22 protein-coding genes and 1 pseudogene are annotated in these 23,884 nt (G+C 71.3%); 16 read left to right on the top strand and 7 right to left on the bottom strand.

The genetic code is table 11. The annotated features are described in order from the left end of the window. Positions 1-117: 117 nt before the first annotated feature. Together AB0H64_RS06800 and AB0H64_RS06795 are read right to left on the bottom strand one after the other, a co-directional pair. Positions 118-246, bottom strand: a pseudogene (locus tag AB0H64_RS06800) (ClpX C4-type zinc finger protein); the annotation flags it as partial. Between the two features lie 9 nt (positions 247-255). Continuing rightward, positions 256-606 (bottom strand): hypothetical protein, encoded by a 351-nt coding sequence (locus AB0H64_RS06795; protein ID WP_357620908.1) that lies wholly within the window; start codon positions 604-606, stop codon positions 256-258. A 336-nt stretch (positions 607-942) separates the two neighbouring features. Between AB0H64_RS06795 and AB0H64_RS06790 the strand changes: the two genes are divergently transcribed. The 8 genes from AB0H64_RS06790 (at position 943) to AB0H64_RS06755 (ending at position 8,107) form a co-directional block, all read left to right on the top strand. Next, positions 943-2,766: a glycosyltransferase family A protein gene (locus AB0H64_RS06790; protein ID WP_357620906.1), complete on the top strand. Its 1,824-nt coding sequence runs from the start codon at positions 943-945 to the stop codon at positions 2,764-2,766. 75 nt (positions 2,767-2,841) lie between these two features. Then, positions 2,842-3,888: an energy-coupling factor ABC transporter permease gene (locus AB0H64_RS06785; RefSeq protein ID WP_357620904.1), complete on the top strand. Its 1,047-nt coding sequence runs from the start codon at positions 2,842-2,844 to the stop codon at positions 3,886-3,888. 18 nt (positions 3,889-3,906) lie between these two features. After that, positions 3,907-4,662, top strand: coding sequence for a cobalt ECF transporter T component CbiQ (cbiQ, locus tag AB0H64_RS06780; protein ID WP_357620902.1), 756 nt, complete (start codon positions 3,907-3,909; stop codon positions 4,660-4,662). Further along, positions 4,662-5,411 carry an ABC transporter ATP-binding protein gene (locus AB0H64_RS06775; RefSeq protein ID WP_357622129.1) on the top strand — a complete coding sequence of 250 codons (750 nt, stop codon included), beginning with the start codon at positions 4,662-4,664 and terminating at the stop codon, positions 5,409-5,411. The genes cbiQ and AB0H64_RS06775 overlap by 1 nt, the downstream gene beginning before the upstream one ends. Positions 5,412-5,465: 54 nt before the next feature. Beyond that, positions 5,466-5,804, top strand: a complete 339-nt coding sequence (locus AB0H64_RS06770) for an STAS domain-containing protein (protein ID WP_101785558.1) — start codon at positions 5,466-5,468, stop codon at positions 5,802-5,804. Positions 5,805-5,852: 48 nt separating this feature from the next. Beyond that, positions 5,853-6,626 carry an SDR family NAD(P)-dependent oxidoreductase gene (locus AB0H64_RS06765; RefSeq protein ID WP_357620900.1) on the top strand — a complete coding sequence of 258 codons (774 nt, stop codon included), beginning with the start codon at positions 5,853-5,855 and terminating at the stop codon, positions 6,624-6,626. Between the two features lie 6 nt (positions 6,627-6,632). After that, positions 6,633-7,397, top strand: coding sequence for a crotonase/enoyl-CoA hydratase family protein (locus AB0H64_RS06760; RefSeq protein WP_355435315.1), 765 nt, complete (start codon positions 6,633-6,635; stop codon positions 7,395-7,397). A gap of 107 nt (positions 7,398-7,504) precedes the next feature. Further along, a complete protein-coding gene (locus tag AB0H64_RS06755; protein WP_357620897.1) occupies positions 7,505-8,107 on the top strand; it encodes a rhomboid family intramembrane serine protease in 603 nt (200 codons plus the stop codon). 80 nt (positions 8,108-8,187) lie between these two features. Here AB0H64_RS06755 and serC read toward each other — a convergent pair whose 3' ends face one another. Beyond that, entirely contained in the window at positions 8,188-9,297 is a 1,110-nt protein-coding gene (gene serC / locus AB0H64_RS06750; RefSeq protein WP_357620895.1) for a phosphoserine transaminase, read from the bottom strand. Between the two features lie 152 nt (positions 9,298-9,449). Between serC and AB0H64_RS06745 the strand changes: the two genes are divergently transcribed. Beyond that, positions 9,450-11,972: a hypothetical protein gene (locus AB0H64_RS06745; RefSeq protein ID WP_357620893.1), complete on the top strand. Its 2,523-nt coding sequence runs from the start codon at positions 9,450-9,452 to the stop codon at positions 11,970-11,972. A gap of 77 nt (positions 11,973-12,049) precedes the next feature. On the opposite strand, the gene AB0H64_RS06740 is transcribed toward AB0H64_RS06745, so the two are convergent. Continuing rightward, positions 12,050-13,156: a citrate synthase 2 gene (locus AB0H64_RS06740; RefSeq protein WP_310706851.1), complete on the bottom strand. Its 1,107-nt coding sequence runs from the start codon at positions 13,154-13,156 to the stop codon at positions 12,050-12,052. A gap of 252 nt (positions 13,157-13,408) precedes the next feature. Between AB0H64_RS06740 and pdxH the strand changes: the two genes are divergently transcribed. Continuing rightward, positions 13,409-14,062 (top strand): pyridoxamine 5'-phosphate oxidase, encoded by a 654-nt coding sequence (gene pdxH / locus AB0H64_RS06735; RefSeq protein ID WP_310706850.1) that lies wholly within the window; start codon positions 13,409-13,411, stop codon positions 14,060-14,062. A gap of 10 nt (positions 14,063-14,072) precedes the next feature. Beyond that, a complete protein-coding gene (locus tag AB0H64_RS06730; protein WP_357620891.1) occupies positions 14,073-15,323 on the top strand; it encodes an MFS transporter in 1,251 nt (416 codons plus the stop codon). A gap of 45 nt (positions 15,324-15,368) precedes the next feature. On the opposite strand, the gene AB0H64_RS06725 is transcribed toward AB0H64_RS06730, so the two are convergent. Further along, a complete protein-coding gene (locus tag AB0H64_RS06725) occupies positions 15,369-15,998 on the bottom strand; it encodes a UdgX family uracil-DNA binding protein (protein WP_357620889.1) in 630 nt (209 codons plus the stop codon). 120 nt (positions 15,999-16,118) lie between these two features. On the opposite strand from AB0H64_RS06725, the gene AB0H64_RS06720 reads away from it, so the two are divergent. The 3 genes from AB0H64_RS06720 to AB0H64_RS06710 all read left to right on the top strand — a co-directional run bounded on the left by AB0H64_RS06720 (position 16,119) and on the right by AB0H64_RS06710 (position 19,960). Continuing rightward, complete coding sequence (locus AB0H64_RS06720) at positions 16,119-16,823, top strand: metal-dependent transcriptional regulator (protein WP_357620887.1); 705 nt, start codon at positions 16,119-16,121, stop codon at positions 16,821-16,823. A gap of 123 nt (positions 16,824-16,946) precedes the next feature. Continuing rightward, positions 16,947-19,166 (top strand): SpoIIE family protein phosphatase, encoded by a 2,220-nt coding sequence (locus tag AB0H64_RS06715; RefSeq protein WP_357620885.1) that lies wholly within the window; start codon positions 16,947-16,949, stop codon positions 19,164-19,166. Positions 19,167-19,183: 17 nt separating this feature from the next. Continuing rightward, entirely contained in the window at positions 19,184-19,960 is a 777-nt protein-coding gene (locus AB0H64_RS06710) for an alpha/beta fold hydrolase (protein ID WP_357620883.1), read from the top strand. 15 nt (positions 19,961-19,975) lie between these two features. Here the strand turns inward: AB0H64_RS06710 and AB0H64_RS06705 are convergent, their stop codons facing one another. Both AB0H64_RS06705 and AB0H64_RS06700 read right to left on the bottom strand, forming a co-directional pair. Further along, positions 19,976-20,137: a hypothetical protein gene (locus tag AB0H64_RS06705; protein ID WP_355435339.1), complete on the bottom strand. Its 162-nt coding sequence runs from the start codon at positions 20,135-20,137 to the stop codon at positions 19,976-19,978. Between the two features lie 55 nt (positions 20,138-20,192). After that, a complete protein-coding gene (locus AB0H64_RS06700; RefSeq protein ID WP_357620880.1) occupies positions 20,193-21,338 on the bottom strand; it encodes an acyl-CoA dehydrogenase family protein in 1,146 nt (381 codons plus the stop codon). A gap of 184 nt (positions 21,339-21,522) precedes the next feature. Here AB0H64_RS06700 and AB0H64_RS06695 point away from each other — a divergent pair, with 184 nt between their 5' ends. Beyond that, a complete protein-coding gene (locus tag AB0H64_RS06695; protein ID WP_357620878.1) occupies positions 21,523-22,893 on the top strand; it encodes a hypothetical protein in 1,371 nt (456 codons plus the stop codon). Further along, the gene (locus AB0H64_RS06690; protein WP_357620876.1) at positions 22,893-23,765 is read left to right on the top strand and encodes a class F sortase; all 873 of its coding nucleotides are present in this window, start codon (positions 22,893-22,895) and stop codon (positions 23,763-23,765) included. Before AB0H64_RS06695 ends, AB0H64_RS06690 begins: the two co-directional genes overlap by 1 nt. The last annotated feature ends 119 nt before the right edge of the window (positions 23,766-23,884 follow it).

The raw sequence follows: 23,884 nt of genomic DNA, 5'->3' as shown, positions 1-23,884 counted from the left end.
GTCGACCTGGACCTGCACCGCGGCGATCTTGGGGAGATGGTCGAGGATCTGCTCCTCGGTCATGGTCTCCCACATGGGCAGGCGCGGCTCGGTGGAGGCGGCGAGCCGCTCCTGCTCCAGGATCTCGGAGCAGAGGCCGACGCACTGGTCGCAGATGTGGACGCCGGGGCCCGCGATGAGCTTCCCGACGTCCGCGCTCTTCTTGTGGCAGAACGAACAGTGGAGATTCTCTTTCCAGTCAGGCATGCCCTGACACTAATCCGTCAGGCGATGCCTGACAACATCCATGCGGGTCCGGATGATCTCCTGACGTTCCTCGCTGATCCTGCGGCAGATCGTCACGTACGCGTTGACGACCTTGCAGTAGGCCTGGCGCGCCTCGTCGAGCTGGGCGGTGAGCGCGACGATCCGGTCGAGGTCGCCCCGCAGCTCGGCCTCCGTGAGAAGGACGCGCGTCTCCTCCATGATCTCTTCGGCCCGCAGCCGTGTGCGGCGGAGCAGTGCCGAGCACTCGGAGAGCTCCCTCAGGCGCGCCGAGGAGACGATCAGCTCCGCGGCGCGCACCGCCGAGCCGGTTTCCCCGTGTCTGCGGAGATCAGATGCCACTCCCGCCACCTCCCCGGTCGAGATTGCCTAAGCGTAGACGCGTGAAAGGGTGCGGCGGATCACCGTGGAAGGCCCTGGGGTACGGCACTCCTACCAGTGGGAAAGTTCTCTACCCACGGTGGAGAAACCCGCTCCTGAAAGTAATTCGGTACTGACAAATAGTGACCGCTTGGCACTATTAGCTGGGCTTTTCTGAAATAGGCGAAGAATTGTCGGAGTCGAGAGGGGACGGGAAAAAAGCGTGCGGCGAAGTCGCCGATCGCCCCACGCGCCCACCGGCCTTCGTCACATACTGAAACGAGGTGAAGGCGGACTGTAGCGGCGAGGGGCGCGGCTGTGGCTATCACGACATCGGCGAAGGACGGGGAGACGGTGGACGTCAGCATCGTCATCCCGGCCCGCGACTGCCGGCCGTACCTGGACCGGTGCCTGACCTCGGTCCTGGTTCAGCGGGTGCGCAAGGAGATCGTCGTCGTCGACGACGGCTCGACCGACGGCAGCGCGGAGCTGCTCGACCTCTACGCCGCCTACCACAGGGCCAGCATCAAGATCGTGCGCCTGGAGGGCGCGGGAGGAGGGGCCGGGCGCCCGCGCAACGTCGGTCTTGACCACGCCACCGGCCGCTACGTCTTCTTCTGCGACGCCGACGACTACCTCGGGCCCGAGGCGCTGGAGCGCATGGTCGCCATGGCCGACCGCAACGGCTCCGACATCGTGCTCGGCAAGATGGTCGGCCACGGCCGCCGGGCCCCGGTCTCGATGTTCGCCCGCGACGCCGAGCACGCCGACCTGGGCGCCAGCGCGGTCTACAACAGCCTGTCGTGCTTCAAGCTGTTCCGCCGGGACATGCTCGAACGCCACCGCATCCGCTTCGCCGAGAGCCGGCTCGTGGGCGAGGACATCTACTTCACCGTCCACGCCTACTGCCACGCCGGCGTGATCTCCGTGGTCGCCGAGCACGACTGCTACCACCTGGTCGCCCGCTCCGACGGCAGCAGCATCATGCAGCAGTCCGGCAGCCGCGATCCGCTGGGCTGGCTCGCCATGATCCGCGGGCCGGTCCAGCTCATGCTGGAGCACATCCCTCCCGGCCCGCTGCGCGACCACCTGCTGCTGCGGCACTTCAAGCTCGACGTGCTGGCCCAGCTCGGCGTGCCGTTCCTGGAGTCCGGCCAGGTACGGCGCAAGGACATCGCGCAGGAGGTCGCGGCGCTGTGCGACGAGTGGCTGACGCCGGGGGTCCACGCGCGGCTCGGCCGCATGGGCCGCCAGCGGATCGCCTCCCTCGACGACGTCGACCGGCTGGGGCGGCTGGCCGACATCGAGGCCGCCGCCGTCCGCCGCCGGCTGACCACGCTGCGCTGGGAGGACGGCCTGCTCGTGGTCGCGGGCACGGCCGGGCTCGACGGCGTCCACCTGCCGTACACGATGTCGCTGGTGCTGCGCGAGCGGCACGACGCGGGGCGGGAGCTGGTCGTGCCGGCCGCGTGCGAGGGGGACCGGTTCACGGCCCGTGTGGACGTGTCGGAGCTGGGCTCGGGCATCTGGGACGCGCGGATCGCCATCGAGCTGGAGAACGTGCTCCGGACGGGCCGGCTGGGGGCCGACCGTGACGAGGACGTCGCCCGCCCCGCCGCCCGGCTCGTCGGCGAGGCCGTCGTCATCCCGTACTTCACCAAGGACAACGGCAACCTCAGCGTGGACGTCGGCGGGCACCTGATGGCAGTGCCGGGCTGCGTGCGGGTCACCCGCACCCGGTGGGCGCTGGGCAACCGGCTGGCCATGGACGGCGAGGTCACGGTCGGCGGTTCGGCCCCGGCCGAGTCGGCGCTGCGCCGGCTGATCTGGCGGGAGCGGCGCACCGGCGCCGAGCGGTCCGAGCGGGTGGTGCCGCTGCCGGAGGGAGGGTTCACGGCCCGGCCCGCGGTCGGCCGGCTGACGCCCGGCACCTGGGACGCCTATCTGGAGGTCGTGGTGGGCGGGCCGCCGGCACGGTTCCGGGTGGAGATCGACGCCGAGACGGTGGCCGCGCCGCGCCGCCTGTGGGGCGGGGCCGTGTTCCGGAGTGTGCGGCCGTACGCGACGCCGGGGAAGGGACGGTTGAGCGCCGTCGTCCGGAAGCTCACCGCTCGCACCGTGCTTCGGAAGATCCTGCCGTAATTGCCACCTATGTGCAGGTGCAAGAGAATGTCCTAAAGTAGGGCATGTTGTGACGCCCCAGCTGAAGGATGTGCCGTGCACGTACCCGATGGCTTCTTCGACGCCGCCGTGTCCGTCTCCGCCGGAGCCGTGGCGGCGGCCGGCGTGGCGGTGTGCCTGCGCGGAGCCCGGCGGGAGCTGGACGACCGCACCGCTCCCATGGCGGGGCTCGTCGCCGCGTTCGTCTTCGCCGTGCAGATGCTGAACTTCCCGGTCGCGGCCGGCACCAGCGGGCACCTGCTCGGAGGCGCGCTGGCGGCGATACTCGTCGGCCCCTACACAGGGGTGTTGTGCATGGCCGTGGTCCTGCTCGTGCAGGGCGTCTTCTTCGCCGACGGCGGACTCACGGCGCTGGGCGTCAACATCACCATCATGGGCATCGTCACCGTGCTAGTGGGCTGGGGCGTCTTCCGGCTGGTCACCCAGCTCGTCCGGGGCAGGGGCGGGGTGACGGCCGCCGCGTTCCTCGCCGCGCTGGTCTCGGTGCCCGCCGCGGCGCTGCTGTTCACGCTGCTGTTCTGGATCGGCGGCACGGCGCCGATCGAGGTGACGGCCGTGGCCGCCGCGATGGGCGGCGTCCACGTGCTCATCGGCATCGGCGAGGGCCTGATCACCGCGTTCACGGTCGGCGCGGTCCTCGCGGTCCGGCCCGACCTGGTGTACGGGGCGCGCGGGCTGGCCACGTCACTGGTGCTGCGCGGCGCCGACGGCACCACGACGGTCGAGCCGGCCCGGCCGACGCCCTCGGGAGTGCGGCCGCGACCGTTCCTGCTCGGCGGGGTCGGGCTGACGCTGCTGCTGGCGGGCGTGGTGTCGTTCTTCGCCTCCTCCAGCCCGGACGGCCTGGAGGCGGTCGCCGAGAACAAGGGCTTCCTCGACCAGGCGACCGACCACCTGATGAGCTGGTCGCCGCTGGGGGACTACGGTGAGGTGGGCGGCATCCCCGTGGGCGTCGCCGGGGTCATCGGCGTCGGCATCGTGCTGCTCGTCGCCGGGGCCGTCGCCTACGTGGCCCGCGGCCGGTCCACGGGTGACGAGGCCCGCGGTCAGGACCCAGACGCCGGACATCGGGTCCACATCTAGGGAAGGCGCGGAGTACGGATGGGTGCGGGGCACCACCACCAGCTCTACCTGCCGGGCGGCTCGGTGGTCCACCGGCTGCCGCCGCAGTGCAAACTGCTCGCCGTCTTCGTCTTCGCCGTGGTCGTGGTGGCCACGCCGCGCGAGCGGTTCTGGGCGTTCGGCCTGTACGCGGTGCTGCTGGCGGCCGTCGCCTGGGCCGCCCGGGTGCCGCCGGGGCACGTGCTGCGGCGGATGGCGATCGAGCTGCCGTTCGTGCTGTTCGCCTTCCTCATCCCGGTGATCGGCCTGGGGGAGCGGACCACGGTGCTCGGCCTCTCGCTGAGCGTGCCGGGGCTGTGGGCGGCGTGGAACATCCTGGCCAAGGCCACGCTGGGCGTCGTCGCCTCCATCCTGCTGGCGGCCACGACCGAGCCCCGGGTGATCCTGCTGGGGGCGCAGCGGCTGCGCGTGCCGTCGCTGCTGGTGCAGATCGCCATGTTCATGCTGCGCTACCTCGACGTGATCCTGGACGAGATGCGGCGGATGCGGGTGGCCCGCGAGTCGCGCGGCTTCGAGGCCCGGGACGTCCGGCAGATCCCCGTGATCGCCCGCTCGGCCGGGGCCCTGTTCATCCGCTCGTACGAGCGGGGTGAGAGAGTGCACCTGGCGATGCTGAGCCGCGGCTACTCCGGCCGTATGCCGATGATCGGCGAGGTCTCGGCGTCGGCCGCGCAGTGGGGGACCGCACTCCTGCTGCCGGTTTCGGCTCTGGCGGTGTTGGGACTGTCCCTGTGATCGTGAACTCTCTCGAAGTCAGCCGGCTGGCCTACGCCTACCCGGACGGCACGCAGGCCCTGTTCGGCGTGGACCTGACGATCGGCCGGGGCGAGCGGGTGGCGCTGCTCGGCCCGAACGGCGCGGGCAAGACCACGCTCGTCATGCACCTCAACGGCATCCTGACCCCCGGGCACGGCACGGTCACCGTGGCCGGCACGCCCGTGCGCAAGGACACGCTCAAGGACGTCCGCCGCCGCGTCGGCCTGGTCTTCCAGGACCCCGACGACCAGCTCTTCATGCCGACCGTCCGCGACGACGTGGCCTTCGGCCCGGCCAACATGGGGCTGACCGGCGAGGCGCTGGAGCACGCGGTCAGGGGCGCGCTGGACCGGGTCGGCATGTTGGAGGCCATCGACCGGCCGCCGCACCACCTGTCCTTCGGCCAGCGCCGCAGGGTGGCCGTGGCGACCGTGCTGGCGATGGAGCCGGAGATCCTGGTGCTGGACGAGCCGTCGTCCAACCTGGACCCGGCCGCCCGCAGGGAGCTCGCCGAGATCCTGCGCTCGCTCGACGTCACCGTCCTCATGGTCACGCACGACCTGCCGTACGCGCTGGAGCTGTGCGAACGCTCGCTGATCCTCTCCGACGGGGTGATCGCCGCCGACGGGCCCACGCGCGAGCTGCTCTCGGACGCCGAGCTGCTCGCCGCCCACCGGTTGGAGCTCCCGTACGGCTTCGCCATTCCAGCTCCGGCCGAGCCGGCCTGAGCCGCGCCACAGCACCTCCAGGCGAAGTACAGTGGCTCATCGAGGAGGGGCCCAATGAAGCTGCGGCTTGCGCGACACGCCCTCGGTGACGCCGTGGTGGTGGCCGTGGAGGGTGAGCTCGACCTTTTCACGGCGCCCTTCCTCCGGGACGAGGTGCGCGACGCCATCAAGCAGGACAGCGCCCGGCTCGTCCTCGATCTCCAGCAGCTGTCGTTCATGGACTCCAGCGGTCTGTCGGTGCTGATCGAGGCGTGGCGGCTGGCCACCGGGGAGGGCGGCGGGGTGTCGCTGGCGGCCCCCCAGGCGCCGGTGGCGCGGATCCTGCGCACGACGGGCCTCGACCGCCGCATCAAGGTGTACTCCGACGTCGACAGCGCCGTGGGTGAGATTTAACCCACCCCGAGTAGAACTTCATTCGGTCGGCGGGTTAAGGTCCCCGATATGGACGTGAACGGATCTGCAGCAATCATCTCCGGCGGCGCCAGCGGCCTCGGTGAGGCCACCGCCCGTGAGCTGGCGCGGCACGGCGCGACCGTCGTCGTCGCCGACCTGAACGAGGAGCGCGGCAAGGCCGTCGCCGACGAGCTCGGCGGCGTCTTCGTCCGCACCGACGTGTCGGACGAGGACCAGGTGCAGGCCGCCGTGGAGGCCGCCGTCGCCACCGGCAAGCCGCTGCGCGTCGTGGTCAACAGCGCGGGCATCGGCTGGGCCGAGCGCACGGTCAACCGCGACGGCGCCCCCCACAGCGCGGCCTCCTACCGGAAGGTCATCGAGGTCAACCTGATCGGCACGTTCAACCTCATGCGCATCGGCGCCGCCGCCATCGCCAGGACGGAGCCGGTGGACGCCGACGGCCAGCGCGGCGTGGTCGTCAACACCGCGTCCGTCGCGGCCCTGGAGGGGCAGACCGGCCAGCTCGCCTACTCGGCCTCCAAGGGCGGGATCGTCGGCATGACCGTCCCCGCCGCCCGCGACCTCGCGGCCATCGGCGTCCGGGTCAACACGATCTGCCCCGGCATCATCGACACCCCCATCTACGGCTTCAACCCCAACGCCGACGAGTTCAAGGCCAAGCTGGTCGCGCCCGTCGTCTTCCCCAAGCGCATGGGACAGGCCGGCGAGTTCGCCCACCTGGTCCGCTCGCTCATCGAGAACGACTACATGAACGCCGAGGTCATCCGCTTCGACGGCGGCATCCGCTTCCAGCCCAAGTGAGGTCCCGTGTCTGACGACGTCCTCGTCGAGGAGTCCGGCGGCGTCGCCGTGCTCACGATCAACCGCCCGAAGGCGCGCAACGCGATCAACGGCGCGGTGGCCCGGGGCATCGCCGAGGCGCTGGACGCCCTCGACGGCCGCCCCGACGTGTCCGCCTACGTCCTGACCGGCGCGGGCGGCACCTTCAGCGCCGGCATGGACCTCAAGGGCTTCCTGGCCGGCGACTTCCCCGTGGTCGAGGGGCGCGGGTTCGGCGGTCTCACCGAGGCGCCGCCGCGCAAGCCGCTGGTGGCGGCGGTCGAGGGGTACGCGCTGGCGGGCGGCTTCGAGCTGGCGCTGTCCTGCGACGTGATCGTGGCCTCCTCGGAGGCGACGTTCGGCCTGCCGGAGCCCAGGCGCGGGCTGGTGGCCGGTGCGGGCGGCATCATGCGGCTGCCGCGTCGCATCCCGTACCACGTGGCCATGGAGATCGCCCTGACCGGCGACCACTACCCGGCCTCGCGCCTGTACGAGCTGGGCCTGGTCAACCGGATCACCGAGCCCGGCGCGGCCCTGGAGGGGGCGCTGGAGCTGGCCCGCAAGATCGCGGCCAACGCGCCGCTGGCCCTCGCGGCGACCAAGAAGGTGATCATCGAGTCGGCGGACTGGCCGCTGGAGGAGATGTTTCGCCGCCAGGGCGAGATCATCAACCCGGTGTTCGGCTCCAAGGACGCCATGGAGGGCGCGGCGGCCTTCGCCGAGAAGCGCGCCCCCCAGTGGAAGGGCGAGTAGCCCGTCCGTCCGCCCCCTCCCCTCCACGGGGAGGGGGTTTCTTTCCTCACGCGCGCATGACACGCCCTGCGTACGGTAAAGGAGAGGACGTCTGAGCGGGAGGGCGTATGAGCGGCTATTCCGGGTCGAGGTACGAGTCGGTCAAGCGCGGAGCGGGCACGTTGCTGACCGGCGCGCTCAGCGCGCTCGTCGTGATGGTGCTGATCCTCGGCGTGATGTGGGGCGTCGAGATCGTCGACTACCTGTTGAACGGCAGCCTCGACCAGTACGGAATCGTCGGCTTGGAGCCTGAGGGGCTGGTCGGCATCCTGTTCGCGCCGTTCCTGCACGTCGGCTTCGGCCATCTCATGGCCAACTCGCTGCCGCTGCTCGTGCTCGGCTTCCTGGCCGCCGTGCGCGGCCTCGGCAAGTTCCTGGCCGCCAGCCTGCTCATCGTCCTCGTCGGCGGCATCGGCACCTGGCTCACCAGCCCGGACATCATCACGGTGGGCGCCAGCGGGCTGGTCTTCGGCTACTTCGGGTACGTCGTGTGCCGGGGGCTGTTCGACCGCCGGGTCCTCGACATCGTCCTCGGCATCGGCGTGGCCGCCGCGTACTACTCGATCCTGTGGGGGCTGCTGCCCAACCAGCAGGGCATCTCGTGGCAGGGCCACCTGTTCGGCCTGCTCGGCGGAGTCGTGGCGGCCTGGGTGCTGCGCCTCAAGCGCTGACCTGACCCGGCGCCGGGGGTTCCCGGCGCCGGACCAGGCCGTCCGGATCAGGCCGTCCGGATCAGGCCGTCCGGATCAGGTCAGACGCGCTCGACCACGTAGTCGATGCACGCGGTCAGCGCCTCGACGTCGGCCGGGTCGATCGCCGGGAACATCGCCACGCGCAGCTGGTTGCGGCCCAGCTTGCGGTACGGCTCGGTGTCGACGATGCCGTTGGCGCGCAGCACCTTGGCCACCGCCGCCGCGTCCACGTCGTCGGAGAAGTCGATCGTGCCGACCACCTGCGAGCGGAACTCCGGCGCGGCGAACGGCGTCGCGAAGGACGCCTTCTCGGCCCAGGAGTAGAGGCGCTGCGCCGAGTCGCCCGTGCGGGCGGTCGTCCAGGCCAGGCCGCCGTTGCCGTTCATCCAGTCGAGCTGGTCGGCCAGCAGGAACAGCGTGGCCACGGCCGGGGTGTTGTAGGTCTGGTCCTTCGCGGAGTTGTCGATGGCGACCGGCAGGCTGAAGAACTCCGGCACGTAGCGGTCGGTGGCGGCGATCTCCTCGACGCGGGCCAGCGCGCGCGGCGACATCAGCGCGATCCACAGGCCGCCGTCGGAGGCGAAGCTCTTCTGCGGCGCGAAGTAGTAGACGTCGGTCTCCTCGATCGACACGGGCAGGCCGCCCGCGCCGGAGGTGGCGTCCACGAGCACGAGCGAGTCGTCGGAGCCGACGCGCCGGATCGGCATGGCGACGCCGGTCGAGGTCTCGTTGTGGGTGAGCGCGTAGACGTCGACGCCGTCCTCGGCGACCGGCGTCGGGTAGGTGCCGACCTCGGACTTGATCACCGACGGCTCGCCCAGCCACGGCGCCTTGCGGGCGACGGTGGCGAACTTGGAGGAGAACTCGCCGAACGACAGGTGCTGCGAGCGGTCGCGGATCAGCCCGAAGGAGGCGATGTCCCAGAACGCGGTGGTGCCGCCGTTGCCCAGGACGACCTGGTAGCCCTCGGGCAGCGAGAACAGGTCGGCCAGCCCGGAGCGCACGCGGCCGACCAGCTCCTTGACCGGCTTCTGGCGGTGGGAGGTGCCCATGACGCTCGCCCCGGCGGAGGCGAGGGCGGCCAGCTGCTCGGTGCGTACCTTCGAGGGCCCGCAGCCGAAACGGCCGTCGGCGGGCTTGATGTCAGCGGGAATCACGATGTCAGCCACCCGACCAGGTTACTGAGCCGCTCGGGATGACTTGGCCCGGGTCCGGATTGTGAGATGTGCGCGTCGCTGGTCGCGGCTCGTGACGATCACGTACGCTCGGCGTGGTCAGGTGAGTCTCGGGGGAGCAGTCGAGTCCGGAGGCCGGTTCGATCATGCCCGACAGCCCGGTGTACCAGGTGATCGACGAGGCCGTGCGGCGGCCGTCGCCTCTGTCGAAGGAGCGCGGGCTGCCGATCCTGGTGCTCACCGGCGATCCGGCGGCGGCCGGGCAGGCGGCCGGCACGGCGGCCCGGTTCGGCCGGCGGGTGCCGTACGCGGAGATCCACGCCAAGGGCTTCACGGACGTGGCGGCCATCGTCGAGCGGCTGGCGGGCGCCCAGGGCATGCTGTCCACCTGGGCGCGCGGCACACTGCTGCCGCCGCCCCGGTTCCCGCTGACCCTGTTCGCCCTGTGGGCCTGGAGCCGGCGCGGCGCCGAGGTCCCGGGCGCGGGCACCCCGCCGAACCCCGTGGTGAAGCGGCTGGTGTTCCGGCAGTGGCTGATCGAGTGGCGCAAGGAGCGGGCGCGCACCGGCCGGGTGCGCAGGGCCATGGCCGACTACGTGGGCCGCGCCATGACCGCCTGGATCCCCGCCTCCGGCCTGGCCGCGTACGGGCTGCAGAAGCTCGTTGACGGCATCAGCCTGCTGGTGTGGGGCGCGGGCATCGCGGTCGCGCTCGTCGGCGGACTCGTCCACGCCCTGCTGCTGATCCGCGGGCCGATCTTCTACCGCTGGTTCCGCCGGGCCCCCTACTTACGGCGCGGGCGGGACGAGAGCGTCATCGAGTACGCGGTGCGCGTCAGCGAGGCGCCGCCGGAGGAGGTCGAGCGGCTGCTGGTCGCCGCCCTGCTGGAGGACCTGCGCCAGGCGTACCAGCGCCGGGTCATCCCGTGGCCCGGCTGGGGCCGCGACACCTATCCCGTGCTCCAGCTCAGGAACGCCGACCCCGGCACCGCCAGCCGCCGGTTCATGGAGCTGCTCAACGAGGTCAGGACCGTCGCCGGGCAGAAGGGCCCGCTGTTGGTGGTCGCCTCCACCACGGTGGCCCCCGGGACCGAGCCCGTGGAGCCGCCCAGCGGCCCCGAGGCGGACGCGGTGCAGCTCTTCCACGACTGGCGCAATCGGGTCCGCTGGGTCCGGCCCAGCCCGTACCTGCTGATCGAGGCGGAGGCAGAGGCGGAGGCGCAGGCCGGGGCCGGCGGGGACGAGCGTCACAGGATGCTGCCCGTCCGGCCGCTGGCGTACTGGCTGGCGGTGGCGGCGCTGCTCGTGCTGCCCCTCACCGGGGCCGTCGTCGCGACCGCGGGCTGCGGCGCCGAGCTGACCAGGGTGGCCGACCAGTGCGTGGGCCTCGGAGCGCTGGAGAAGATGGGCCCCCACCCCCTCGTCCAGCCGGTGCTGAGCCGCATCGAGCGGCAGAACTCGCAGATCCCGTTCGCCGCCAAGGTCTTCACCGTCGCCTACCTCGGCCCGCTCACCACGCAGCCGGGCGCGGCGTTCAAGGACGGCCAGATGGCCGCGGTGGCGGGCGAGCTCACCGGCATCGGCGCGTACCAGGACAGCTACAACCGGAGCAAGTCCGACTGGAAGATGAAGGTCGTCTTCGCCAACACCGGCCAGGACTTCCTCAGCGCCGAGCTGGCGGCCAGGGACATCGAGGACCGTGCCCGGCGCGACCCCTCGCTGACGGCCGTCGTGGGCTTCGCCTGGAGCCGCGAGGAGGTCAGGCGGGCCGTGAACGTGCTGACCGGGGCCAACCTGTCGATGGTCAGCACGGTGAGCACGGTCGGCCAGCTCGCCGGGGCCGGGCAGCAGCGCTCGGCGTACCTGTTCCGGCTCGCGGTCGTCGACGAGCTGCAGACCAGGGCCACGGTGGAGTGGCTGGCCACGCTGGGCCTGGGCGAGGGCGTGGCGCCGAAGCCGAGCGTCGCCGTGGTCTGGCAGCGGCAGCCGGGCGAGCTGTACAGCGAGGACCTGAAGAACCTGTTCCTGCGCGACTATCCGGGCGAGAAGTCCGAGCACTCGTTCAGCGACGACGCCTCGCTCGGCGCGGCCATGGAGGAGGCGTGCGGGAGCGGTGCGCGGGTCGTCTACTACACGGGCCGGGCCGACTTCCTCAGTGGCCTCAAGCGGGCGTGGGGAGCCTCATGCGAGCGGCGGCAGGTCAGGCTGGTCGTCTCGGACGACCTCACGGGCGCCGTCGCCAACGACGTCGCCTCGAACGGGCGCGGGCACGACACGACCCTGTCGTTCGTGTCGCTGACCGACGTGCGCGACGCCTCGCTCAACCAGGGGCAGAAGACGCTGCGGCAGTGGGCGGGCACGTCGTTCGTGTTCTCGTTCGCGCATGCCTCGTTCGGCTACGACGCGGCGCAGGCGGTGGCGATCGCGGTCGACGCGTACCGGACGCAGAGCGGCGCGGAGGACATCCGTGACGGCGTGCACTACAACCTGAGGGGCCTGCGCTTCGACGGCGCCACGGGGTCGGTGGCCTTCTCCGGCGACGCCAGGAACCACGACGCGCAGGAGCGGGAGGTATGGCTCATGTCCGTCGAGTCGGGGCAGCCGATCCGGGCCCGCTGGGTGTGCAGGCCGACGGCTGAGGTGGCCGGCTGCGGAGCTCCGCCCAAGTGAGGGAGTCCGGGGAGCGGCGAGCTGTGCCGCCCGGGTGACGGGCACCCGGGCGGCGAGCCGGCCGGATCGGCGCCGGGTCAGATGGTGCCGGCGACCTCGGCGGCCCCGGGCACGTCGCTGAGCGGACGCGAGGCCGGGCCGATGTAGTTGGCGCTCGGGCGGACCAGGCGGCCCGTCCGCTTCTGCTCCAGGATGTGCGCGGCCCAACCGGCCGTGCGGGCGCAGGTGAACATCGAGGTGAACATGTGCGACGGCACCTCGGCGAAGTCGAGGACCACGGCGGCCCAGTACTCCACGTTGGTGGCCAGCACACGGTCGGGCTTGCGGGCGTGCAGCTCCTCCAGGGCCGCCTGCTCCAGCGCGGCCGCCACCTCGTAGCGCGGCGCGTCGAGCTCCTTGGCGGTACGGCGGAGCACGCGGGCACGCGGGTCCTCGGCGCGATAGACGCGGTGGCCGAAGCCCATGAGCCGCTGGCCCTTGTCCAGCTCGCTCTGCACGTACTTCTTGGCGTCGCCCATCTGCTCGACGCCCTCGATCATGTGCAGCACGCGGGCCGGGGCGCCGCCGTGCAGCGGGCCGGACATGGCCCCCACGGCGCCGGACAGAGCGGCGGCCACGTCGGCGCCGGTCGAGGCGATCACCCGGGCCGTGAACGTCGAGGCGTTCATGCCGTGCTCGGCGGCCGAGGTCCAATAGGCGTCGATGGCCTTGACATGCCTGGGGTCGGGCTCACCGCGCCAGCGGACCATGAACCGCTCGACGATGGTCTTGGCCTCGTCCACCCGGCTCTGCGGCACCATCGGCAGGCCGAGGCCGCGCGCCGACTGCGCCACGAAGGACAGGGCCATCACCGAGGCACGGGCGAGCTGGTCGCGCGCCTCCTCATCCGAGATGTCGAGCAGCGGCTTGAAGCCGTAGGCCGGGGCCAGCATGGCCAGGGCGCTCTGCACGTCCACCCGGATGTCACCGGAGTGGACGGGAATGGGGAACGGCTCCGCCGGGGGCAGGCCCGGCTGGAACTTGTTGTCGACCAGCAGGCCCCAAACGTGTCCGAAGGGGACACGGCCGACCAGCTCCTCGATGTCGACGCCGCGGTATCGAAGGGCGCCCCCTTCTTTGTCCGGTTCCGCGATCTCGGTCTCGAAGGCCACGACGCCTTCGAGGCCGGGTTTGAAGTCGGACATTGTTGGCCGCCTCCCTTTCTTGCCATGTTCCGGCAATGCTGCGTGTACGGTCGCGGCCGCTTCGGGACTCGTCGGCATTGTTGCCTCGCTCTCTCGCCCCGAGCTCCACCGCTCTGTTGATGTCGAGATACCGGCGGGTCAATTTAACCCCCTGCCGAGTCATGCTCGGTCTCCGGACCCGTTGAAACGCCATCGCCCCAGGTCGGGGGCTCAGTATGGGGTCCGCGGCCGGGCGCGCAAGAATACCGTCTCGTGGATGCCACCTCGCGCCCGCCCTCGCTGGCCGGGCTTCGCCGCACGTATGAGGGCGAGCCGCTGCTCGAATCCGACGTCTCTCCCGATCCGATCACGCAATTCAGCGTGTGGTTCGAGGACGCGCTGCAGGCCGGCGTGCCCGAGCCGAACGCCATGGTGCTGGCCACGGCCTCGGCCGGCGGCCGGCCCAGCGCCCGAACCGTGCTGCTCAAGGGCTACGACCAGAGCGGCTTCGTCTTCTACACCAACTACGAGTCCCGCAAGGGCCGCGACCTGGCCGAGAACGCCAGGGCCTCGCTGCTGTTCCCGTGGCACCCCATCCGGCGCCAGGTGCGCGTGGAGGGCTCGGTGGTGCGGCTGCCGCACGAGGAGTCGGCGGTCTACTTCCGCTCCCGGCCGTACGGCTCGCGCGTCGGCGCGTGGGCGTCGCGGCAGAGCGCGGTGGTGCGCTCGCGGGAGGAGCTGGACGCCCGCTACGAGGAGCTGGCGGCGCGCTGGCCGGACGATCCGCCGGTGCCCGACTTCTGGGGCGGCTACCGGGTCGTGCCGCTGGAGGTGGAGTTCTGGCAGGGCCAGCTCGACCGGATGCACGACCGCCTCCGTTACCGGCGAACCGGAACCCGGTGGGTCTTGGAGAGACTCGCCCCTTAATGTGCGTCAAGTGGCAATCGGGGAGCTCGTCAAACGTCACTTACTGGACACCCGGCCGCTGGCCGTGCCCGCGTACCGGCGGATCTGGATCGGCCAGACCGTCTCGCACGTGGGCAACGCCGCGACTCTCGTCGCGGTCGGCCAGCAGGTCTACGTCCTCACGCACTCGTCCTTCTGGGTCGGCCTGCTGGGCATGGCCAACTTCGTCCCGCTGGTCGCCTTCGGCCTGTGGGGAGGCGCGGTCGCCGACGCGGTGGACCGGCGCCGCCTCCTGCTCGCCGGCTCGGCCATCTCGTGGACGGGCACCCTGTTCGTCCTGCTCCAGGCGCTCCTCGGCCTCGGCAACGTCTACGTCCTGCTGGCCGCCGTAGCGGTGAGCGCCACCGGTTTCGCGATCAGCTCGCCCACCCGGGGCGCGATCATCCCCCGCGTCCTTCCCCCCGACCTCGTGCCGGCGGCCAACGCCCTCAACTCCCTCGTCCACAGCCTCGGGGCCATCGCCGGGCCGATGATCAGCGGCCTCGTCCTCGCCTGGTCCGGCTATCCGGCCGTCTACGCGCTCGACGCGGTCCTGTTCGGCGCCGGCCTGTACGCGGCGCTGCGCCTGCCGCCGCTGCCGCCGCAGGGCGAGGTGCGGCGCCCCGGTGCGCGGGCGGTCGCCGAGGGGCTGCGGTTCATCCTCGGCAGCCAGGTGCTGCTCATGTCGTTCGTGGTGGACATCATCGCGATGGTGCTCGCGTACCCCCGCGCCCTGTTCCCGCAGGTGGCGGCCGAGCGGTTCGGCGGCGACCCCCTCGCCCTCGGCTGGCTCAACGCGTCCATGGCGATCGGCTCGTCCGCCGGGGCGCTGTTCTCCGGCTGGGTCGGGCGGGTCACCCGGCAGGGGATCGGGCTGGTCGCGGTCATCGCCGTGTGGGGGCTGTCCGTCGCCGCCGCCGGGCTCGTCCACCAGTTGTGGGCCGTGGTGGCGTTCATGGCCGTGGGCGGGGCGGCCGACGTGGTGTCGTCGGTGTGGCGGCAGTCCATCCTCCAGCTCCACGCGCCCGACGAGATGCGCGGCCGCATGCAGGGGGTCTTCCTCGTGGTCGTGGCCGGCGGGCCGCGGCTGGGCGAGCTGCGGGCCGGCGCCACGGCCGCCGCGTTCGGGCTGGGCGCGGCCTGGGTGGGGGGCGGGCTGGCGTGCGCCGCCGCCGTCCTGGCCGTCGGCCTGTCGGCCGCCCGCTTCAGGAACTACCGCTCCGGCGACCGTACGGACGCGTAGCGAGGCTCAGGCAGTCGTACGGGGGCCGAACAGTCGTACGGAGGGTCAGGCGGCGCCCCTGACGGTGCCCGCGGCGACCCTGAGGTCGGCCAGGAAGCCCGCGTAGGCCGCGTCCCGGTCCGGGGCGCGCAGCACCGCCGACGGGTGGATCGTCGCGACAGCCAGCGCGTCTCCCAGCGGCACCGGCTCGCCCCGCTGCCGCGTCACCCGGAACGCCGCCCCCAGCAGCGACCGGGCCGCCGTGGCGCCCAGCACCACGACCACCTCCGGCTCCACCACCGCCAGCTCGGCCGTCAGCCACGGCCGGCATGCCTCCACCTCGGCGGCCGTCGGCTTCTGGTGGATGCGCCGTTTGCCGCGCATGACGAAGGAGAAGTGCTTGACCGCGTTCGTCACGTAGACGTCGTCGCGGTCGATGCCCGCCTCCTCCAGCCCCCGGTCCAGGACCCGCCCGGCGGGCCCCACGAAGGGCTCGCCCTTGAGGTCCTCCTGGTCGCCCGGCTGCTCGCCCACGAGCATGAACCTGGCCCGCGCCGGCCCCTCGCCGAAGACCGTCCGGGTGGCGTTCCGGTAGAGGTCGCATCCCTGGCAGCCCGCCGACGCCTCCCTCAGGGAGTCCAGGTCGAGGTGGCCGGGAAGGAACCGGGCCGCCCCGTTGTTGCCGTCCTTTGCCATCGCCGGTCCTTGTCCGCAAGTGAAGAGGTACGCAAGTAAGGTTTCCTCTGACTTGTGTGCCCGAGGCGGACGGGCTCAGTCCCTGCCATGACCGGCGTAGCATTCCAGATGGGAGGAGCCTTGACCGCACACGGCCTGATCGACACGACGGAGATGTATCTCCGGACGATTTACGAGCTCGAGGAGGAGGGCATCGTCCCCCTCCGGGCCCGCATCGCCGAGCGTCTCCAGCAGAGCGGCCCCACCGTGAGCCAGACCGTGGCCCGCATGGAGCGCGACGGCCTGGTCCGCGTGGAGGGCGACCGGCACCTGTCGATGACCGAGTTGGGCCGCACCCTCGCCACGCGGGTGATGCGCAAGCACCGCCTCGCCGAGTGCCTGCTGACCGAGGTGATCGGTCTGCCGTGGGAAGAGGTGCACATCGAGGCGTGCCGCTGGGAGCACGTGATGTCGGAGTCCGTCGAGGCCCGCCTGGTGACGCTGCTGCACAACCCGACGACGTGCCCGCACGGCAATCCCATCCCCGGGCTGGGCGAGCTGGGAGCCCAGGAGCCGGCTGACACGAGTGTGTCCATCTTGACGTCGATGTCCGCCCTGGCCGGACCGAGGGACATACCCGTGGTCGTGCGGCGAATTAGCGAACAAGTGCAAAGCGATCCCGCCGTGATGCTTAAACTCAAGCAAGTTGGGATACAACCCGGACGCGAGGTCACGCTCGCGGCGAGCGACGACGGTGTACGGGTGACAGGTGACGGTGACGCGAACAACATTCCCGCGGAGCTACCGCGCGACGTTGCCGCGCACGTTTTCGTCTCCAAGCGCTGACGCGCGCGCTGCTGCTTGGTTGAATCCCTCGAGGGAGGCCCTCCACTCCCTTCCGGTCAAGACTGTTGCAGGAGCGTCCGTGGTTCGCTTTGCGCACATGCCTCCCCTAGGAGTGGTCTCCGGATGAAGCGCTGGGGGGATCTCTCCGAGGACGCGGCCGACCAGCTCGCCGCGGAGTCCGTCCTGGACCACGCCGAGATGGCGGTCGTGGTGACCGACCGCTTCAGCAACCTCCTGTACTGGAACCCGTTCGCGGAGAAGCTGTTCGGCCGGCCCGGCAAGTCCGTGGCCGGTGACACGTCGGTGCTGTCCCTCGGCATCCTCGAGAAGGACCACCCGCTCGCGGTCGAGCTGGCCAAGCACGTGCTCAAGGGCGGCGTCTGGGAGGGCACGTTCGACGTCCGGCGCGGCGACGGCACGATCGTCTACGTCCGAGCCCAGGCCGTGCCGCTGCGTCACTCCTCCGGCTCGGTGACCGGCATCGTGATCACCGCCCGGGAGGCGCTGCGCAGCAACGAGCGCGAGAAGGACCGCTTCGGCCTGCTGGAGCGCATCGGCGAGCGGCTCGCCGGCTCCCTGTACGTCGAGGAGACGCTCAAGCGGGTCGCCGAGATGCTCGTCCCGCAGTTCGCCGACCACTGCTTCATCGAGCTGATGGAGGGCGACCGCCTGGTGCGCCGGGTGTCGCAGCACGTGCAGGGCTGGACCCCGCCGCCCGGCACCTGGAAGCCGGTCGGCGCGGAGATCCGCTACCCTCCCGGCCACTACGCCGACGTCGCGATGCGCCGCCAGGAGACGATCCTCGTCGAGGACTTCGCGGTCAACAGCTTCCCCAGCCCGAGCGAGAACAGCGCCAAGCTGTGCGGCGAGGTCGGCATGACCTCCGCGATCGTGGCTCCGCTGTGCGTGCGCGGCGAGACCCTCGGCCAGATGTACCTCGGCCTGTCCAACCTGACCGACCGGCGCAGCCCCCACTACGACGCGTTCGACCGTGACTTCGTCGGCGCCATCGCCACCCGGGTCGCGCTCGCCATCGACAACGCGCTGCTGTTCGAGGAGGAGCGCCACACCGCCGAGTCGTTCCAGAAGCACCTGCTGCCGAGGGCGCTGCCGCAGCTCGACGGGCTGCAGATCGCGGTGCGCTACTACCCGGCGGCGCCGCTCGCCTCCCACGGCCAGGGCATCCAGACCCAGGTCGGCGGCGACTGGTACGACGTGATCCCGCTGTCGGCCGGCCGGGTCGGCATCGTCATCGGCGACGTCGAGGGCCGGGGCGCCCGCGCCGCGGCGATCATGGGACAGCTCCGCGCCGCGCTGCGGGCCTTCGCCCAGGACGACAAGTCGCCCGCCGACATCCTCGCCCGGCTCGACGAGTGGACCCGCATCATCGCCACTCCCGAGAAGGACGACAACGGCGCCGACATCAGCGTCCCGCCCATCGTGACCTGCCAGTACCTCGTCTACGACGCCTGGTCGCGCACGTTGTCGTTCGCCAACGCCGGCCACGCGCCGCCGCTGCTGCTGGTCGACGGCGAGTGCGTCGAGATGGACATCGAGGAGGTCGGCCAGCCGCTGGGTGTGCGCGCCAAGGGCCTGCACGCCGACCTCGTCTACAAGGAGCAGACCCGCGTGCTGCCGCCCGGCGCCGCCCTGCTGCTCTACACCGACGGCCTGGTGGACCGGCGCCCCAGCCGCGACGGCCAGATGGCGAGCGACGAGGAGACACTCGGCGTGCTGTGCGAGAAGCTCGCCAAGTACGCCGACGCCGAGGTGGAGCGGGTGGCCGACGCCGCCACGGTGGCCGTGCCCGGCGAGATCGACGACGACATGGCGATCCTCGTGGTCCGCTCCGCCCAGGCCGACCTGGACGTGGAGGAGCGCACGTTCCCCGCCCAGCCGATCATGGTGGGCGAGGCGCGCCGCATGGCGTCCGAGGCGTTCGACGCGTGGAACGTACCGGAGGAGCGGGCCGAGCTGGCCTGCCTGCTCGTGTCGGAGGTCGTCACCAACGTGGTGCTGCACGCGGCGACCGCCACCGTGCCACGCCGCGAGCTGACCGTGGACGGGCCGCTGCCGTTCGACGAGTCGTGGGACGTGCCGGGCTTCGAGGACGAGGTCGTGGGCGAGAAGGAATTCACGCTGCGGCTGCGGCGGGGCGACGAGGCCGTCTGGGTCGAGGTGTTCGACCAGGACCTGCGGCTGCCGCGCATCCGCAGCGCGGGGGAGAACGACGAGGGCGGCCGCGGCCTCTATCTGGTGGACCAGCTCGCCCGGCGTTGGGGCTCGCGACCTACCAGGGAAGGCAAAGCCGTCTGGTTCGAGATTCCCACCCGTAGCCGCTGAGTGGTTCACTCGTCGGCATGGAGCTGGCCTTCGAGCGGCGTGGCACCGGCCCGCCGCTGATCCTCGTCCACGGCATCGGGCACCACTGGCAGGCATGGCTGCCGGTGATGGACCGGCTGGCCGCCTCGCGCACCGTGATCGCGCTCGACCTGCCGGGATTCGGCGTCTCGCCGCCGCTGCCCGCCGGCACGCCGTACACCGCGGAGTCGCTGGCCGACGCGGTCGAGGCGTTCTGCGACCTGCTCGGTGTGCGGGAGCCGCACGTGGCGGGCAACTCGCTGGGCGGCTACATCGCGCTGGAGCTGGCCTCACGCGGCGTGGTCCGCACCGCCACCGCGCTGTCGCCGGCCGGCTTCTGGTCACGCTCCGAGCTCCTGTACGGCCGGACGGTGCTGCGCGCCATGCGGGCCGCGGCCGGCGCGATGCCGCCGGAGCAGGCGGTCCGGGCCGCCTCCACCCCGGCGGGCCGGGCGCTGACCGCCGGTCTGCTGGTCGCCCATCCCTCCAGGCTCTCGCCGGAGGCGCTGGTCGCCGCCTCGCAGGCGCTGGCCGCGGCGCCGGGGTTCGAGGAGACGCTGGAGTCGTTCGCCGGGATGATGCCGCCCGCGCCGCCCAAGGCGCCGATCACGATCGCCTGGGGCGAGCACGACCGGCTGCTGCCGCGCCGCCAGGCCGTGCGCGCGGCCCGGTGGTCGGGGCAGCGGGTCAGGCTGCTGCTCGGCTGCGGCCACGTGCCGATGAGCGACGATCCGGAGCTGGTGGCGCGGGTCCTCCTGGAGGGCAGCGGCGGCTAGGGCGGTGCGGCCGGGCTAGCGGAACGTCTGGCCCCAGAGGAGCAGCATGACGATCACGAAGACGATCATGATGCCGGCGTAGCCGACGGCGCCCAGGCGCAGCGCGCGCCGCACGCGGTTCAGGGCCCAGGCGAACAGCAACGCGAGGAACACCAGGAGGATCAGGCCGCTGTCCATGGTTGCCAGTATGCGCCGCCATGAGGCCCGGCGTGCGCCGGACGACCGGGTCTCTCTAGAACCCGAACGACCGGCCGATGATCTCCTTCATGATCTCGGTGGTGCCGCCGTAGATGGTCTGCACCCGGCTGTCCGCCCACGCCCTGGCCACCGGGTACTCCGTCATGTAGCCGTAGCCGCCGTGGAGCTGGAGGCAGCGGTCGATGACCTTGTTCTGCAGCTCGGTGGTCCACCACTTGGCCTTGGCCGCGTCCACCGCCGTCAGCCGCCCGGCGTTGAGCGCGAGCACGCACTTGTCGACGTAGTGGCGGGCGATGTCGGTCTCGGTGGCGAGCTCCGCCAGGACGAACCGGGTGTTCTGGAACGACCCGACGCTCCGGCCGAACGCCTGCCGGCCCCGGCAGTACTCCACGGTCTGCTCCAGTACGGCCTCGGCCGCGGCGACCGCGGCCACCGCGATCGACAGGCGCTCCTGCGGCAGGTTGCGCATGAGCTGGAAGAACCCCTGGCCGTCCTCCGGGCCGAGCCGGTTCGCCACGGGCACGCGGACGTTCTCGAAGAACAGCTCGGCCGTGTCCTGCGCCTTCATCCCGATCTTGTCGAGGTTGCGGCCCCGGCTGAACCCCTCCATGCCGCGCTCGACCACGAGCAGCGTGATGCCCCGCGCGCCGGCGGCGGGGTCGGTCTTGGCCACGACCACGACGAGGTCGGCGTTGACGCCGTTGGTGATGAACGTCTTCTGCCCGTTGACCACGTAGTGGTCGCCCTCGCGGACGGCGGTGGCGCGCACGCCCTGCAGATCGCTGCCGGCGCCGGGCTCGGTCATCGCGATCGCGGTGATCAGCTCGCCGCTCGCGAAGCCCGGCAGCCACCGCTGCTTCTGCGCGTCGTCGGTCAGCTCCACCAGGTACGGGGCCATGACGTCGTTGTGCAGGGAGAACCCGAGGCCCGTGGCGCCGTGGCGCATGATCTCCTCGACGATCACCGTGTTGAACCGGAAGTCGGTGACGCCCGCGCCGCCGTACTCCTCGGGGACCGAGAAGCCGAACATCCCGAGCTCGCCTGCCTTCTGCCAGACCTCGCGCGGGACGATGCCGTCCTTCTCCCAGCGGCCGTGGTGCGGGACCACCTCGCGGGCCATGAACTCGCGCACGGTCTCGCGGAAGAGCAGGTGCTCCTCCTCGAAGAGGTCTCGCTCCATCGGTCTCCTCCAGGCAGGCGTGAACGGACGCCAGAATACGATTCTGTTACCCCGAGGCATACCCGGTCGGGCGCCGGTTTTCGTGGCGCGGACACGGCTTCATCACAAGTGCCGAACATCGCCTGATTGAAAGTGGTATCGACCTTAAGATCTACCTTCGGTCTATGTGTGAGCGGAGTGTCCGGTGAATCGGTGGCGCAAGGCGTTGATCGCCGCAACGGTCGGCATGGCCGCGTCCGCCGCCTTCGTGGTGGCATCCCAGCCAGGACAGGCTGAGGCGTCTCTCGTCGCCAAGTACTTCTGCACGGGAGGCGTCGCCGGCGCGACGGGCGGTGTGCAGGTGGAGGCGCTCGTCACCCCCCGGCTCACGTCCGGGGGCATGCTGGACGTCGGGTGGTCGATCAAGTATCTGGGCGGCAAGCAGTTCGGCTCGCCCGGCTTCTTCCCGAAGGGCTCCACGCTGAACCTCGAAGGCACGGTGGACATCACCGGCGCCTGGTCCGGCCAGCTCCGGCCGAAGGGCTCCCAGGACCAGGCCGAGCTCGTACCCGGCGACTTCCTCAAGCTGCCGTCGGGCCTGTCCGACGCGGGGTCCGTGCAGCGCTCCGGCACCATCCGCGTCAAGCCGGCCGGTCTGGTCGTGCGCTTCAAGCCCGCCAAGGGCGAGGTCATGGTCAACGACAACAGGCTGGTCACGTACTCAGGAGGCTGGTATCACCAGCAAACGCCTGAGCAGTACGCGGATCACATCTACGACCTGCACACGACCACCGAGAAGGACGCTGTCGCCAAGCTGGAGTTCAAGGGCACCCAGGTCGCCTACATCGGCAGGCGCGAGCCGGGGCTCGGCCCCGTGCGGATTCTCCTGGACGGCGACACGGTCACCGACCCGCTGGTCGAGCCGGGCAAGGACCGCAACGGCGAGCCGATGACCGGGACCAGGTCCAAGGAGGTCCTCTGGGAGTCGCCGGAGCTCGAGTACGGGCCGCACACGATCGAGGTCGTCAACGTCGTCGACGGTGACGACAAGACCGCGCACGTGGACGCGTTCCGGGTGAGCACCGGTGAGATCACCGAGCCGCCCTCGCACAACGAGGCCACCTGCACCCTCCAGGGCGACCCGGGGGCCATCGAGGTGAACGTCCCCGGCGCCACCCCCACGAGCCCCACCCCCACGACCTCGGACCCGACGACGCCCCCGCCGACGTCTCCGACCACCCCGTCCACGAGTGCCACGCCGACCACCGGCAACACGTGGCACTACACGCCCACCCCCGGCACGAGCCACGTCAGCGTGGTCACCGGAGGCGTCAGGACGGCGACGGCGACGGCCACGGTGACCCCGACGCGGTCGCCCAAGCCGACGACCACCAGGTACGTCAAGGCCCAGGTGGCCAAGACTCCCAAGGGCGGGGTGGACACGGGTGAGGCGCCGGAGCCCGCGAGCTCCTCGTACGGGCTGATCGCCGGCGGTTCGCTGCTGCTGATGGGAAGTGCCACGGGCGGGCTGCTGCTGCGCAGACGGCAGGCCGCGCACGCCGGAGGAGAGCGCTGATGACCGAGCACACGAACGCCCAGCCGGACGAGCAGCCGAACCCCCAGCCGCCCGCGCTGCCGCAGGCGCAGGTGGATGAGCGGAAGCAGGCGCGCCGGTCGGCGCTGAACAGGGCCATGCCGGCGCTGCTGGTCGCCGGCTCGCTGGGCGGGGTGGGCGCCATCATGGTCGGGCTGCTCTCGCTGATCCCGGCCGTGGACGACGGGTCCGGCCCCGTTCCGGGAACGGTGGCGCAGGCCGGGCCGAGCGCGGTGCAGATCCAGAACGCGGCGGGCGCGTTCGTGCTGTCGCCGACGGTCGGACCGGGCGGCAAGAACGTCCCGCTGACCCCGGCCCGCCCCGACGCCCCGCCGCCCCTGGCGGCGGCCCCGGTCGTCGCGCCGATCCCGCCCGCCAAGACCACGGCCAAGAAGAAGCCCGCGCCGACCCGCATCAAGATCCCCAAGATCAAGGTGAACGCGTTGGTCGGTTCCGTCACGGTGGACCTCAAGGGCAACCTGACCACGCCGCCGCTGACCAAGCCCAACCTGACGGGCTGGTACCGCTTCTCGCCCGTGCCCGGTGAGCTGGGCCCCTCGGTGATCAACGGCCACGTGAGCACCCGCAAGGGCGCCGCCGTGTTCTACCGTCTGCGGGAGCTGGCCAAGGGCGACGCGATCTACGTGTACCGCTCGGACAAGAAGGTGACCAAGTTCACGGTCAGCGGGATCGAGCAGGTCGGCAAGAATGCGTTCCCCACCAGCCGGGTGTACGGCAACACGGCGAACGCGCAGCTCAGGCTGATCACGTGTGGGGGCGTCTTCAACAAGACAGCCCACTCCTACACGGACAACATCATCGTTTATGCCACCCTGTCCAAGAAGAAGGGCTAGAGCCCGACTTGCACGGGTTTCCGGGTTTACAGGAGATTTACAGGGAGTGTTCGTAAGATCTCAATCTAACCGTGACCAATGGCTGCCAGTCTGGTACGCCTGTTGAACCTGTGCCGAAA

The sequence above is a fragment of the Nonomuraea sp. NPDC050733 genome, from assembly GCF_040654215.1.
Lineage (GTDB): Bacteria > Actinomycetota > Actinomycetes > Streptosporangiales > Streptosporangiaceae > Nonomuraea.
The sequence above is the reverse complement of the archived record's forward strand: the minus strand, read 5'-3'. Positions and strand labels throughout refer to the sequence as shown.